At 58.2% G+C, this 14,456-nt stretch carries 14 protein-coding genes; 6 read left to right on the plus strand and 8 right to left on the minus strand.

The features are described from left to right. Nucleotides 1-11 precede the first annotated feature (11 nt). The gene (locus tag ALO43_RS13450) at nt 12-905 is read right to left on the minus strand and encodes a glycine betaine ABC transporter substrate-binding protein (RefSeq protein ID WP_002555211.1); all 894 of its coding nucleotides are present in this window, start codon (nt 903-905) and stop codon (nt 12-14) included. A gap of 14 nt (nt 906-919) precedes the next feature. Beyond that, on the minus strand, nt 920-1,678 hold the full coding sequence (locus ALO43_RS13455) for an ABC transporter permease (RefSeq protein WP_371906436.1): 759 nt from the start codon (nt 1,676-1,678) through the stop codon (nt 920-922). Between the two features lie 299 nt (nt 1,679-1,977). Here ALO43_RS13455 and ALO43_RS13460 point away from each other — a divergent pair, with 299 nt between their 5' ends. Together ALO43_RS13460 and ALO43_RS13465 are read left to right on the plus strand one after the other, a co-directional pair. Then, complete coding sequence (locus ALO43_RS13460; protein ID WP_024670501.1) at nt 1,978-3,561, plus strand: peptide chain release factor 3; 1,584 nt, start codon at nt 1,978-1,980, stop codon at nt 3,559-3,561. A 225-nt stretch (nt 3,562-3,786) separates the two neighbouring features. Continuing rightward, nucleotides 3,787-4,029 (plus strand): PA4570 family protein, encoded by a 243-nt coding sequence (locus tag ALO43_RS13465; protein ID WP_005894274.1) that lies wholly within the window; start codon nt 3,787-3,789, stop codon nt 4,027-4,029. Between the two features lie 79 nt (nt 4,030-4,108). On the opposite strand, the gene ALO43_RS13470 is transcribed toward ALO43_RS13465, so the two are convergent. From ALO43_RS13470 to ALO43_RS13490, 5 genes are all read right to left on the minus strand, one after another. Beyond that, nucleotides 4,109-4,726, minus strand: a complete 618-nt coding sequence (locus ALO43_RS13470) for an FKBP-type peptidyl-prolyl cis-trans isomerase (RefSeq protein WP_005894275.1) — start codon at nt 4,724-4,726, stop codon at nt 4,109-4,111. Between the two features lie 153 nt (nt 4,727-4,879). Continuing rightward, the gene (locus tag ALO43_RS13475; RefSeq protein ID WP_005894276.1) at nt 4,880-5,188 is read right to left on the minus strand and encodes a DUF6482 family protein; all 309 of its coding nucleotides are present in this window, start codon (nt 5,186-5,188) and stop codon (nt 4,880-4,882) included. Between the two features lie 109 nt (nt 5,189-5,297). Beyond that, the gene (locus ALO43_RS13480) at nt 5,298-5,786 is read right to left on the minus strand and encodes a TIGR00645 family protein (RefSeq protein WP_003379718.1); all 489 of its coding nucleotides are present in this window, start codon (nt 5,784-5,786) and stop codon (nt 5,298-5,300) included. A 136-nt stretch (nt 5,787-5,922) separates the two neighbouring features. Continuing rightward, the gene (locus tag ALO43_RS13485; protein WP_032618877.1) at nt 5,923-6,252 is read right to left on the minus strand and encodes a PA4575 family protein; all 330 of its coding nucleotides are present in this window, start codon (nt 6,250-6,252) and stop codon (nt 5,923-5,925) included. A gap of 181 nt (nt 6,253-6,433) precedes the next feature. Next, nucleotides 6,434-8,869: a Lon protease family protein gene (locus ALO43_RS13490; protein WP_005894279.1), complete on the minus strand. Its 2,436-nt coding sequence runs from the start codon at nt 8,867-8,869 to the stop codon at nt 6,434-6,436. Nucleotides 8,870-9,157: 288 nt separating this feature from the next. Here ALO43_RS13490 and ALO43_RS13495 point away from each other — a divergent pair, with 288 nt between their 5' ends. From ALO43_RS13495 to ALO43_RS13510, 4 genes are all read left to right on the plus strand, one after another. Beyond that, nucleotides 9,158-9,646, plus strand: a complete 489-nt coding sequence (locus ALO43_RS13495) for a DUF3015 domain-containing protein (protein WP_002555221.1) — start codon at nt 9,158-9,160, stop codon at nt 9,644-9,646. A gap of 62 nt (nt 9,647-9,708) precedes the next feature. Beyond that, nucleotides 9,709-11,562, plus strand: a complete 1,854-nt coding sequence (locus tag ALO43_RS13500; protein WP_053931542.1) for an Lnb N-terminal periplasmic domain-containing protein — start codon at nt 9,709-9,711, stop codon at nt 11,560-11,562. Nucleotides 11,563-11,694: 132 nt separating this feature from the next. Beyond that, nucleotides 11,695-12,048, plus strand: a complete 354-nt coding sequence (locus ALO43_RS13505) for a lipoprotein (protein WP_005894284.1) — start codon at nt 11,695-11,697, stop codon at nt 12,046-12,048. Between the two features lie 76 nt (nt 12,049-12,124). After that, nucleotides 12,125-12,622, plus strand: a complete 498-nt coding sequence (locus ALO43_RS13510; protein ID WP_024670498.1) for a GreA/GreB family elongation factor — start codon at nt 12,125-12,127, stop codon at nt 12,620-12,622. Nucleotides 12,623-12,675: 53 nt separating this feature from the next. Here the strand turns inward: ALO43_RS13510 and ettA are convergent, their stop codons facing one another. After that, nucleotides 12,676-14,367, minus strand: a complete 1,692-nt coding sequence (ettA, locus tag ALO43_RS13515) for an energy-dependent translational throttle protein EttA (protein WP_083492172.1) — start codon at nt 14,365-14,367, stop codon at nt 12,676-12,678. Nucleotides 14,368-14,456: the final 89 nt, after the last annotated feature.

A 14,456-nucleotide genomic window follows, 5' to 3' on the forward strand; every position in this document is an offset into this window, starting at 1 on the left:
CGTCTCCGTCCTTAGTTAAGTGGGTGCTGACGCAGGAAATCTGCGGCAACTTTGGATGGACTCTCGTGACCAACATCGATGCGGGCGTTGAGGTCGATCATGGTCTGGGTGTCCAACAGATCAGCCAAAGGCTTGAGCAACGGGGCAATATCCGGGTGCTTGTCCAAGTAATCCTGACGGATCACCGGCGCGGCGGTGTAGTCCGGGAAGTAACGTTTGTCATCTTCCAGCACCTTGAGCTTGAAGGCGTTCAAGCGACCGTCAGTGGTGTACACCAGGCCCGCAAACACCTGGCCGTTCCGTAGCGCGGTGTAAACCAGCCCCGCGTCCATCTGGCGAGTGTTCTCACGACCGAGATTCATGTCGTAATGCTTGACCATGCCGAGCAGACCGTCGGAACGGTTGGCGAACTCAGTGTCCAGCGCTACGAGATGACCCTCTTTCGCTTCGTCTTTGAGAACTTTGGTCAGGTCGGTCATGGTGTTGACCTGTGGGTACTTGTCAGCGATTTTCTGCGGCAGCGCCAAGGCATAGGTGTTGCTGAATTTCGACGGGGAAAGCCAGACCAAGCCTTTTTTCGCGTCGAGTTCTTTCACCCGAGCGTAGGTTTGTTCGCTGTCGAGCTTTTCATCAACGTGGTTGTAATTCACCAGCGATACGCCGGTGTACTCCCAGATCAGATCCAGTTGAGCACTTTCCTGCGCGCTACGCGCCAGGCTGCTGCCCAGGCCGCCGGTGACTTGAACGTCATAACCCTTTGTACGCAGGTATTGCGCAGTGAGTTCAGACAGAATGGTCTGCTCGGTGAACACCCGTGCGCCGACGCGTAGCAGCGGCTTTTCTGCCGCTTGGGCAAATGCCGGAAACAGCAAGGCAAAGCCTAAAAACAAACATATTCTTTTCATGATAATTCCTTCGCTCAGCGAGCCAGACCGCGTTCCAGCCAGATACGACTGGCCAGTGTCACCAGGCCGTCGAGCAGCAGCGCCAGCAGAGCGGTACATGCCGCACCCAGCACCAGTTGCGGCTGATTGTTCAGCGCGATGCCGGGGAAAATCAGGCTGCCAAGGCTGTTGGCACCGATAAGAAACGCCAACGGCGCGGTCCCGACGTTGATCGCCAGCGCGACGCGCACACCACCGATGATGATCGGGACGGCATTAGGCAACTCGACACGCCACAGCAATTGGCGCGGGGTCATGCCGATGCCGACGGCAGCTTCCTTGAGTGAACCCTGGACGTTTTTCAGGCCTTCGTAGGTATTGCGCACGATGGGCAACAACGAGGCGAGGAACAGCGCGAAGATTGCAGGCCCGCTGCCTATCCCGAGAATCCCGAGGGCAATGGCCAGAACGGCGAGAGGCGGAACAGTGTTGCCGATGTTGAATATCTGCATGAAGCGTTCGGCACGGCCAACCATGCTCGGACGGCTGAGTGCGATACCTGCCGGGATACCGACCACGAGGGCCGCCAACATTGAAACCAGAACCAGAATCAGGTGAGCCTGGAGGTAGAACAGCAGGTCGTCCTGGTATTGCTTGATAGTACTGATGCCGATCCAGTGGATCAGCAGGGCCAGGAGTGCGATCACAACCGCGCCTCCCAATAGCCCCTTGCCATAGCGATTTGCCACAGGCGGACTCCTTATTTCAGTCGGCGAACGCGTTGACCTGTGCATCCGAAAGGGATGCCGCCAATAACGTTCGCGAAGAGCAGCGGGTGGGTCGCCGGTAAGGGATTAACCTCGGCGAAAACACAAGCCATAAGCGCAGCTTCGTCAAACCAACATGCTGATGATTCAGCCCCCGACGTTGGCCTCCGTAGCGGCCTTGACGGGGGAATGGACGTCTCCACGACCGGAAAGGTTCCCACATGAGACATTATCTAGCCATCGTTTATTGTCTGAACGGTTCGGTTATTGCCGCAAGTTGAGCTATAATCTGCGCCCTTTTTCGATCCCATTCCAGGCGATTTCCCATGACCCAACAGGCCGCCGAAGTCGCGAAACGCCGCACTTTCGCCATTATTTCCCACCCGGATGCGGGTAAAACCACCATCACGGAAAAACTCCTGTTGATGGGCAAGGCAATCTCCATTGCCGGTACGGTCAAGTCGCGTAAATCCGACCGGCACGCCACATCCGACTGGATGGAAATGGAGAAACAGCGTGGTATTTCGATTACCACATCCGTGATGCAGTTTCCGTATCGCGACCACATGATCAACCTGCTCGACACGCCGGGTCACGAAGACTTCTCCGAAGACACCTACCGCACCCTGACGGCAGTCGACTCGGCATTGATGGTCCTTGACGGTGGTAAAGGTGTCGAGCCACGTACCATTGCGCTGATGGACGTCTGCCGCCTGCGCGACACGCCTATCGTGAGCTTCATCAACAAGCTCGACCGCGACATTCGTGACCCTATCGAGCTGCTCGACGAGATCGAAGCGGTCCTGAAGATCAAAGCCGCACCGATCACCTGGCCGATTGGCTGCTATCGAGATTTCAAAGGTGTCTATCACCTGGCCGATGACTACATCATCGTCTACACCGCAGGCCACGGGCACGAGCGCACCGAAACCAAAATCATCGAGAAGCTCGATTCGGACGAAGCCCGCGCCCATTTGGGCGACGAGTACGATCGCTTCGTGGAGCAACTGGAACTGGTGCAAGGCGCCTGTCACGAGTTCAACCAGCAGGAGTTCATCGACGGTCAATTGACCCCGGTTTTTTTCGGTACGGCGCTGGGCAATTTCGGGGTCGATCATGTGCTTGATGCTGTGGTGAACTGGGCGCCGATGCCGCTGGCACGGGTTGCCAACGAGCGCACCGTCGAGCCGGAAGAAGAAAAATTCGCCGGTTTCGTGTTCAAGATTCAGGCGAACATGGACCCCAAGCACCGCGATCGCATTGCGTTCATGCGTATTTGTTCGGGGCGCTACGAGAAAGGCATGAAAATGCGTCACGTGCGCCTGGGCAAGGACGTGCGGATCGGCGACGCGCTGACCTTCTTCTCCTCGGAACGTGAGCAACTGGAAGAAGCCTACGCTGGCGATATCATCGGCTTGCACAACCACGGCACCATCCAGATCGGCGACACCTTCACCGAAGGCGAAGCACTGGGCTTCACCGGTATTCCGCACTTCGCCCCGGAGCTGTTCCGTCGCGTGCGACTGAAAGACCCGCTCAAGTCCAAGCAATTGCGCCAGGGCCTGCAACAGCTCGCCGAAGAAGGCGCCACGCAGGTGTTCTTCCCGCAGCGCAGCAACGACATCATTCTCGGCGCCGTCGGTGTGCTGCAGTTCGACGTGGTCGCCAGCCGCCTGAAGGAGGAATACAAGGTCGAATGCGCGTATGAGCCGATCACAGTGTGGTCAGCTCGCTGGATCGACTGCGCCGACAAGAAGAAGCTCGAGGAGTTTGAAAACAAGGCCGTGGAAAACCTGGCAGTGGACGGTGGCGGTCACCTGACCTACCTCGCCCCTACCCGCGTGAACCTGGCGCTGATGGAAGAACGCTGGCCCGACGTGAAATTCCGCGCCACTCGCGAGCACCATTGACAGACCGATAGCGAGGCAGTGTGACGCAGAGCGTGACCCTACTACCGCCTCTATCGTGCCCATGCTCCGCGTGGGCATGTCTTTCTGGACGCTATGCGTCCGATTCTGAAGGGCATTCACTGACCTGCATCAACCATTCAGCGCAAAATGAGAATTAATCTCAATAGTGCCTTGCTATTATCCCGATAAGAATTATTCTCATCTTACTTGCACAGGAGATGAGACATGACTTATTTGATCGATGCTTGGCTGGACCGCCCACACCCTTATCTTAGAATTCTTCATCGGGAGACAGGTGAGGTGTGTGCCGTTCTGGAAGAGGAAGCGCTCGAAGAGCTGCGCGATCAGGGCGATCTGGACGTTTACAGTCTGAGTTCAAGCGAGCCGATGGTGCTGAAGGAACTGGTGAGAAACCTGTTTCTGTTCTGCTATGCAAGGGCGTTGCGCCCGATGGGTGAGTTGCACTGAGCATGAAGCATCAGCACAACCCCGTCGCTGAACGAATCAGCGCGATTCGTTCAGCGACCCTCTGTATCGACCGGGTCGATTACAGAACGTCCAGCAGTTCCACGTCGAATACCAGCACGCTGTGCGGTGCGATGCTGCCAACGCCCTGGGCGCCGTACGCCAGTTCGCTCGGCACGTAGACGCGCCATTTGCTGCCGCTGTTCATGAGCTGCAGCGCCTCGGTCCAGCCTGCGATCACGCCGCTGACCGGAAATTCTGCAGGTTCGCCACGATCATAGGAGCTGTCGAAGACAGTGCCGTCGATCAACGTGCCGTGGTAGTGAACGCGTACCTGGTCTTCGCGGGTCGGCTTGGCGCCGTCGCCTGCAGTCAGGACTTCGAACTGAAGACCCGAGGCCAGAGTAGTCACGCCTTCGCGCTTGGCGTTTTCAGCCAGGTAGGCCTTGCCGGCACCCGCAGCCTGCTCAGCCTTGGCGGCTGCTTCAGCCTGCATGATTTCACGGATAACCTTGAAGCTGGCGGACATTTCTTCCTGACCCACACGGCTTGGCTGACCGCCAAAAGCATCGCGCAAGCCCGCCACGATTGCTTCCAGGTTGACGCCAGGCGGCGGGTTTTCGCGCAACTGGTCGCCCAACTGACGGCCAATACCGTAGCTGACGCGGGTTTCGTCGGTAGACAGATTGACTTCGGACATGACACTGCTCCGCAGAGGGGCACGCAGTCGATAATCGCGTGAAAACTGAACGGCAATCACGCTTTACCCTGATGCGCCCCGAACCAAAAGGCCGAGCAGCCTAGCACAGTTGACCCGGCAGGCCCTACTGCGCCTGCGATTGCCCCTTGGCAATCAGGACCATGAAGAGTGGAAAGAGATTGGCAAGCGCATTTCCGAGCGGTCATTGACCGGCATACCGCACAACTCGTCGTGGACCACGCAATGCACCAGATAAAACGGCACCACCGGAACATCTTTCAGCAATTCGCGTGCGTGTTCCACTGAGCGCAGGTGCAACGTCTTGCCCGCTGGGTCCTTGAGCATCACCGAAGTGCCGTCCATGCGCACATCCAGCAGATAGATACCGCCTTCGATGGAGATCAGGTTCAGCTCCTCGACGCGCCCTGCCTGGGCGTGCGCGGTAAATTCCTGATAATTCATAATCGAACCTCCTGCGCTGCACGTTAAGCATCGGAACGGACGTTTTACCGCATCATCGAGCAACATGCCAGAAACAGGGGCAGCCAGGCCGCCTGATACAGCCTGGGCTTCAATGCTTGGTCAGCTTGTCCAGATAGCCCATCGCAAACGCCGAAATAACGAACGTCATGTGGATGATCACGTACCACATCAGGTATTCCGGCTTGATGTTGGTGGCATCCATAAACACCCGCAGCAGGTGAATAGACGAGATAGCCACGATAGAGGCGGCGACCTTCATCTTCAGCGAGGACGAGTCCATCGTGCCCAGCCAGTTGAGCTTCTCCTTGTCTTCGTCGATGTCCAGTTGTGACACGAAGTTTTCGTAACCGGAGATCATCACCATCACCAGCAAGCCCCCTACCAGGGCCATATCGATCAGCGACAGCAGCACCAGAATCAGGTCCGCTTCAGCCAGGGAAAAGATATTGGGGATGACGTGGAAGATTTCCTGGAAGAACTTCAGACACAACGCAAGAAGGCCCAGCGACAACCCGAAGTAAATCGGGGCCAGCAGCCAGCGCGATGCGTACATGGCATTTTCAAAAAAACGTTCCATTGGTACTCGCAAGGTGTTTTGGAGGGACGGGCGAGTATATCAGCGGTTACAAGCCGCTCTGGGCGGGCGACAAAATATCGCACAGCGGCTAGACCCGCACCGTTGAGGAACTGAATACACGGAAGTCGGGAGGAACCTAGAAGGTTGAAGACCTTTGCCGCAGTGCATTGTCACTGTTGATGCGCCGTAACTCGGCCTGCATGTGCAAGACCCAGATAGGCACATCGTCGAGGCATTGGTAGCCCTGCACAGAGAGGTTTTCGACAATGGCCGTCAGTACCGACCGGGCGCAGGGCAAGCCCGGAAAAGGACCCTGAAACCTCACTGCAGAAGGCTGTTCTCCAGCCATTCCTGCTGCCAGCAGCACGATCCACTGGGCGTTGTCTCTGGGAAGAGGCCGAATGACGCATTCGATTCGAGTCATCAGCCCCATGCATTCTCGGGTGAGGCAAAGGCTACGCTGCATGATGCGCTCCTGATCAGCGAAATTGTTCATCCTTCTCACAAAGCAGGATGTACGCCAATCCGTCTGGCCACTGCGATTAAGGTGAAAGACTAGAAGAAAAACGCGCCTGCGCAAAACATCCCTGATGAACGGAAGAGTAAGGCACCGGGCGGCATCTGAGCTGCCCGGTATCTGGCGTTTATCAGGCTTTCAGCTCGGGCTGCAACTGAGCAGGCTCTTTCTCCAGTTCTTCCTTGAGGTCTTCGTCGCTGAGCATTTCCGCGATGTCGCGCAAACGCTCCACCACGCGCGCGTTCACGCTGCCCTCCGGAAATTCACCGTTCTCGTCAGGCGTACCGGCGGGCTCGCCGACCAGCAGGCTCAAGGCCTCATCCGCCTGACGCACAGCATAGATATGGAATTGCCCGTCACGCACCGCCTGCACCACACGCTCGTCCAGCATCAGCGTAGTGACGTTGGCGTGCGGGATAATTGCGCCCTGCTCGCCCGTAAGACCACGCGCTTCGCACAGGCGGAAAAAGCCCTCGATCTTCTCGTTGACCCCGCCCACCGCCTGCACTTCGCCGAACTGGTTGATGGAGCCGGTGATCGCGAAGCATTGTTTGAGCGGGGTGCGTGACAACGCGGAAATCAGCGTGCAGGCTTCGCCGAGCGACGCACTGTCGCCATCCACGTAACCGTAGGACTGCTCGAGCGCGATGCTCGCGGAAATCGCCAGCGGGAATTCCTGAGCGTAGCGGCTGCCCAGGTACCCGGTCAGAATCATCACCCCCTTGGAGTGGATCGGCTGGCCGAGGTTGACTTCACGCTCGATGTCGACGATCCCGCTGCCACCCGGGTAAACCGTGGCCGATATACGGGCCGGTACACCGAAGGCGGAATCACCGACTTCCAGCACCGTCAGGCCGTTGCATTTGCCGACAGCCGCACCGTCGGTGTCGATCAGGATCACGCCGGCCATCATGTCATCGAGAATACGTGCCGAGACCCGTCCGGTACGCGTGGCCTTGGCTTTGAGGGCCCGCTCGATATGCCCTGCATCGGTCTTGTCGTCATTGGCCAGTTGGCGAATGAAGTCAGCCTCGCTGACCAACTGGAACAGATCGCCGATGCGCGCAGACAAACGCCCCTGATGCTCGGCCAGTCGAGCGCTGTAGGTCGCCAGCCGCGCAACCGCGTCGGCCGTCAATGGCGCCATGCCTTCTTCCGAAGTACGGGTTTTCAGCAACTGGGCGAATTGCTCCAGTGTCTCGTCAACCATGGGGATTTCTTCGTCGAAATCGACCAGCACCCTGAACATCTCCTGGAAGTCAGGATCGAGGTCTTGCAGGGTGTAATACAGCGAGCGCGAACCGATGATGATGATCTTGACGTTCCACGGGATGACCTGCGGCGTCAGGCTCACGGTGGCGACCCGGCCCAACTCACCCAGAGGCGATTCCATCTTCAGCTTGCGCGACTGCAGCGTGCGCTTGAGGGCATCCCACACGAAGGGTTCGCCGAGCATTTTCTCTGCTTCAAGAATCAGGAAGCCGCCGTTGGCACGGTGCAGGGCGCCAGGTCGCAACTGGCGATAGGTGGTGTACAACGCGCCCTGATCGGTACTGTATTCAATGCGCCCGAACAGGTTGTCATACGTAGGGTGCTGCTCGAAAACCACCGGCGCACCGCCATTATGGTTATTGCCGACCACCAGGCTCGGGCTGTATTGCTCCTCCAGCAACTTGCGCGCCTGGGCGTCGGTCTTGGCATCGTCGACCAGTTGCTCGACCACTGTTTTCAGCAAGTAAACCTGCATTGCCTGCAAATACGCGCAGACCGCTGCATTTTCGGCGTACTTTTCCGACAGCGGTGCCAATAGCGGCTGCAAGGTCAGGGTGATGGTTTCTTCGTTCAACTGACGCAACTGATTATTGGACTCGCGCTTCCATTGCGGCAGGCTGGCCAATTCTTCATTTAGACGCTCTTCAAGGGCGGAGATGTCTTCATGAAAACGTTCGCGGTCAGCCTCGGGCAACTGTGAAAACTCGGCTTCGTCCAGCGCCTTCCCATCCGCCATCGGGGTGAAGGCGATGTTGGTGCTGTCGCGGTACAGCGCGATGTCTTTCTCCAGAGAAAGGCGCTCGATCACATCCAGCGCACGGTCATAGCGCTGATTGAATGCACGGTCGATCGAGCTTTTCTTCTGCTGGTAGGACGGATGCTCGAACACCGCCGGGAACGTCACCAGCAAATTGTCGATCAGGCCATTGATATCGGCGATGAATGCGTGCGCGCTGCCTGGCGGCAGCTCCAGTGCCTTGGGCTCGCGGGGTTCGTCAAAGTTGTTGACGTAAACCCAGTCCGACGGGGTCTGCATCCGCTTGCCTTCGGCCTTGAGGTAGCGTTTGACGAATGAAAAGCGCCCGGTGCCGGGTTCGCCCATGACAAAAACGTTGTAACCGGGACGCGGCATGGCCACGCCGAACTGCAAGGCTTCTACAGCGCGCTCCTGGCCAAGTACACCGCGAAAGGGTTCAAGCTCGTGGGTAGTCGCAAAGCTGAACTGCTCAGCGGAAAACGGACGGGTCAGCGCGTGGGGCGCTAGGCGTAGGTTGGCTGCGACAGAATCGGGCATCAGTGTTCCTTACATCAGGCAGGGCAGATGTCGGCATTCTGGCGCTCGCCGCATGCGACTTGCAAGGCAGGAAAGAACCCGAGGCCTTGCCCGGCAGGAAGTAATGGTCGGGACGATGCCGAACGCAAGATGAAAAAACAAATTTCAGGTAATAATCTGTGACAGGTCGCGGAACCCTTCGAACCCGCCTACGCTCCAAATTGCACAGGTGGTTGCTGGCAGACCATCTGTCTTGATGTGACGACTCAAGAAACTCGACCCTTGGCTGAACTAAAAAGAGAAAAAGCTATGAAACGGATTCTTCTTGGAACGCTCTTCGCCGCTGTATCCATCAACGCTATGGCACAAGCTCCAGGCGGTCCTGACTGCGGTTGGGGCAACATGTTGTTTGAAGGCCAGCGCGGCACTCCAGCTCACTTCCTGGCTTCGACCACCAACGGCACTTCGGGTAACGCCACGTTCGGCATGACCTCCGGCACCAACGGCTGCTCCACCAATGGCGCACTGACCTACGGTGGTAAATCCTGGCTTGCCATGAATGGCATGATGGACGAACTCTCCAAGGACATGGCGATGGGTCAGGGCGAAGCGCTGACCACCTACGCCGTGGTATTGGGCGTTGCGCCTGAAGACCGCGAGCATTTCGCGGCCGTCACTCACGAACACTTCTCGCAAATCTTCAGCAAGGCCGACGCCACCGCTGAAGACGTTCACACCAACACTGTCAACGTTCTGAAAAACGATCCGACCCTGGCCAAGTACGCTACCCAGGCTTAAAGTCGTTCGCCCGCCTCTCTTTCGTGAGAGGCGGGCTCCTCCTTCCTGACTAGTTGCCCTCTATGCTCAAACGTCTTGTATCGCTGACGCTGTTTGTCTGTGCCCCCTTGTCTGCGGCCCCTCATGCACCCGCCGACCGTTTGCAGCAACTGGCCAACGAGCCATTCTGGATTTCACTGGGCCACTACGAGGCTGGCAAGCTCGGCGGCTGGCGCAGTTACGTGACCGACCCCAAATTCTTCCTCGCCGCCGACGGTGCTCATGACCCGCAGGCAGAGCTGAGCGCAACCCTGGACGCTATTTACGCGCCAGTCACCGATGAGCAGAACCACGCCCAGTGCGTGTACCCGGCCCGAACCCGCTGGCTGCGCGATCAGTTGCACCTGACCGGCCTGCCGACCCCGGAATGCAAGGAGTTCAAGGCTTGGTACAAGGACGTGGCCCCGGACAGCACCGTGCTGATTTTCCCGGCGGCCTACCTCAACAGCCCGTCCTCCATGTTCGGCCACACGCTGCTGCGCATCGACCCGGCCAGCGCGAAAACCAACAACACCACACTGTTGAGCTATGCGATCAACTTCGGTGCCTACATAGAAGGCATGGACAACAGCATTCTGTATGCCTGGAAAGGCTTGGCGGGCGGCTATCCGGGGCTGTTTGCACTGGTCCCTTACCAGGAGAAGCTGTCCGAGTACCGCAGCCTGGAAAACCGCGACTTGTGGGAATACCGGCTGAACCTGACCCCGGAAGAAACCGGGCGCATGGTCGAGCACGTATGGGAACTGAAGCAGATCCGCTTCAGCTACTTTTTCTTCGATGAAAACTGCTCCTATCGTCTGCTGGAATTGCTGCAGGTTGCACGCCCGGGGCTGCATCTGACCGACCAGTTCGAATTGACCGCAATCCCTACCGACACCGTCAAAGCCATCAAGGCCGCCGGGCTGGTCGAAAAAATCGACTATCGCCCGTCCCGCGAGCGCGAACTGCTGAGCCGTGCAGCGCCGCTCGATGCCGACGAACAGCAGTGGGTGTTGAAGGTCAGCGCCGATCAAAAGCAGTTGCAGGATAGCCAGTATCTGGCCCAGCCCAAAGAGCGCCGTGCGCTGATTCAGGATGCGGCCTATCGCCTGGAGCGTTATCGCGCCAACGGGCTTGAGCGCGACACACAGCGCTCGCAACGCAGTTTCGAGTTGCTGCAGGCGATCAACCAGAACCCGCCGCCACAACTGGATATCCAGCGTCCCGGTCTGCCGGAAGAAGGCCATGAGTCGCGCACCTGGCAACTGGGCGCCGGTACACGCGGCGACAAAGCTTTTGCCGAGTACGGCCTGCGCATGGCCTACCACGACCTCAACGACAACGCTTACGGCTTCCCGCTGGGCGCACAGATCGAGATACTGCAACTCAAGGTTCGCCAATACGAGGGCAACGACTGGCAGGTTCAGCAACTGGATCTGGCGACCATTCGCTCGCTGACGCCGCGCACCGAGCTGCTCAAGCCGTGGTCATGGCAGGTCACTGGCGGGCTCGAACGGGTGCTCGGCAAGCATGGCGATGAAAACCTCGTCAGCCATGTCAACGGTGGTGGCGGCGGAACCTGGCAACTGGCGGACGAAGTGCTTGGCTTTGCACTGGGTACGGTGCGCGTAGAGCACAACAACGACTTCGCCGAGTTCATCTCCCCCGCTGCCGGCTTCAATACCGGCGTGCTGTGGCGCAACCCGCTTGGCAACCTGAGCCTGGAAGCCAAGGGCGATTATTTCACCAATGGTGAAGTACGCCGCAGCGTCAGCCTCAATCAGCAATGGGAGCTGTCCCGCAACCTGGGCTTGCGCCTCAGCGCCCAACGCGAATTCAGCCAGATGAGTTCGCCGCAGAACGAAGTAATGCTTGAAGTGAAGTGGTATCACTACTGACTCGGCTGCTAAAACGCTTTCATCGCGCCTGGGGCGATGAAAGCGTGATCACCTGACACATTCCCTACGTCGCTTTTACAAATAACTCACACATTTGCTTCTAGACTCCTCCAATAAGAAGAGGAAACCATCATGAAGCGGTTTTGGCTGTTGTTGTCGCTGGCCATCGTGCTGGCGGGTTGTCAGTCCACCCGTGACCAGATGCTGGCCGAGGGTTATCCACCCGGTTTTGCCGACGGGTACCAGGACGGTTGTGGCAGCGGCCGTGAAGCGGCAGGCGCCAGCACCGGGCTTTTCAGAAAGAACGTACCTCGTTACCTGAAGGAAAAACTCTACGCCGAAGGCTGGACGGATGGTTTTCGCCAGTGTCAGGCCGCCCAGAACAACCGCGACCGCTTCTACCCCGGGCAGATCCTCAATGATCGTGATCGTGCCTGGGAACAGGAAAAGACCCGCAGCGCCGCCAAGGCCTATCGTCCAAACTGACTCGCGGACAGACTGGAAATCCGACGAAACCAATAACCTGCACGCGTGGCCTAACCTCTATTAGGGAGGACACTTCATGAGTCGCGCTTTTGTAAACGAAGACAACGCTGCCGCCGATGCCGAACAACCGATAGAACGGCTGGTCAGCGAGCAGACCAATTACGTCACCGCACGCGGTCTGCAGCTGTTGCATGAACACGTGAGCACCCTGCAAGCCCAGCACAGTGCGCAAAGTGCCTTGGGAGACGACTCCGACAAACAGCGACTGGCCGACATTGAACGCGATCTGCGTTACTTCAACCAGCGCTTGCAAAGCGCACAGGTGGTCGCGCCCGCGGTCTCGACCGACAAGGTGCAGATTGGCAGTTGGGTGACGTTCGCCGATGAAGACGACAACCGCCAACGGGTGCATCTGGTCGGGGAAGATCAGGCTGATGCAGCCAACGGGCTCATCAACTGGGGCTCACCACTGGGTCGTGCATTGATTGGCGCCCGCCAGGGTGACGAGGTGGTGTGGCAGCGGCCGGCAGGGGATCTTTCGATTGAAGTGCTGCTGATCGAAACCGAAGAATGACCCTTCAAAACAGCGCCGCTCCCGGTCGGGAGCGGCGCATGCCTGAACGCTGATCAGGCCAGTTTTTTGTGCCGGACGCGGTGCGGTTGAGCCGCTGCTTCGCCCAGACGCTTTTTGCGGTCGGCTTCGTACTCGGTGTAGTTGCCTTCGAAGAAGATCGCCTGTGAGTCGTCTTCGTACGCCAGAATGTGCGTGGCCACGCGGTCAAGGAACCACCGATCGTGAGAGATCACAATGGCAGCGCCCGGGAAGTCGAGCAGCGCTTCCTCCAGCGAACGCAGGGTTTCCACGTCGAGGTCGTTGGACGGTTCGTCGAGCAGCAGGACGTTGCCACCCTCCTTCAGCGTCAACGCCAGGTGCAGACGACCGCGCTCACCACCGGACAGGTCCTTGACGAACTTCTGCTGATCGCCACCCTTGAAGTTGAAACGACCGACGTAGGTACGCGACGGAATTTCGTAGTTGCCGATACGGATCACATCGGAACCGTCGGAAACAGCCTGGAATACCGACTTGCTGCCGTCCAGATCGTCACGGCTCTGGTCGACACAGGCCAGTTGCACGGTCTCGCCGACTTCGATGCTGCCCGAATCCGGCTGTTCCTTGCCCATCAGCATGCGGAACAGGGTCGACTTACCGGCACCGTTACCACCGATAACGCCGACGATGGCACCTTTAGGCATGCTGAACGACAGGTTGTCGATCAACACGCGGTCGCCGTAACCCTTGGTGACGTTCTTGAATTCGATGACCTTGTCGCCCAGACGCGGACCGGCAGGGATGTAGATCTCGTTGGTCTCGCTGCGCTTCTGGAATTCCTGCGACTGCATTTCTTCGAAGCGTTGCAGACGTGCCTTGGATTTGGACTGACGCGCCTTAGCGCCCTTGCGGACCCACTCCAGCTCGTCTTTCATGGCCTTTTCATGGGCGGTCTGCTGCTTGGATTCCTGGGCCAGACGATCGGACTTGGCTTCAAGCCAGCCGGAATAGTTGCCTTCGTAAGGAATGCCCGCGCCACGGTCAAGTTCCAGAATCCAGCCAGCCACGTTATCCAGGAAGTAACGGTCGTGCGTGATCGCTACCACGGTGCCTGGAAAGTCGTGCAGGAAGTGCTCCAGCCAGGCGACGGAATCGGCGTCCAGGTGGTTGGTCGGTTCGTCGAGCAGCAGCATGTCCGGCGCAGACAAAAGCAGACGGCACAGTGCCACGCGGCGCTTTTCACCACCTGACAGAACCGAAACCTTCGCGTCCCAGGCTGGCAGGCGCAACGCATCGGCCGCCACTTCCAGCTGGCGCTCCAGGTTGTGACCGTCGCTGGCTTGCAGGATGGATTCGAGCTTGGCCTGCTCGGCCGCCAGCTTGTCGAAATCGGCATCTGGCTCGGCGTACTCGGCATACACCTGATCAAGACGCGCCTGCGCATCCTTGACGACGCTGACCGCCTCTTCCACGACTTCACGAACCGTCTTGTTCGGATCAAGTTGCGGCTCCTGTGGCAGATAACCCACATTGAGTTCCGGCATCGGGCGAGCTTCGCCATCAAATTCGGTGTCGACACCTGCCATGATCTTCAGCAGCGTGGACTTGCCCGAACCGTTAAGGCCCAGCACGCCGATCTTGGCGCCTGGAAAGAAAGACAGAGAAATGTTTTTCAGGATTTCACGCTTCGGCGGCACAACTTTGCTCAGCCGATGCATGGTGTAGACGTAAGAGCCTGTTTTTCCTGCTTTGTCAGTTTTGGACATGGTTTGATTCGCCTTTAATCCTGTATTTTCAGTGCTTTGAGGGTAGAGACAGGCGCTTAAACTCTGGAAATAAAACGTTAAGTTTTGCG

Origin of the sequence: Pseudomonas tremae (genome assembly GCF_001401155.1) — a bacterium.
Classification (GTDB): Bacteria; Pseudomonadota; Gammaproteobacteria; order Pseudomonadales; family Pseudomonadaceae; genus Aquipseudomonas; species Aquipseudomonas tremae.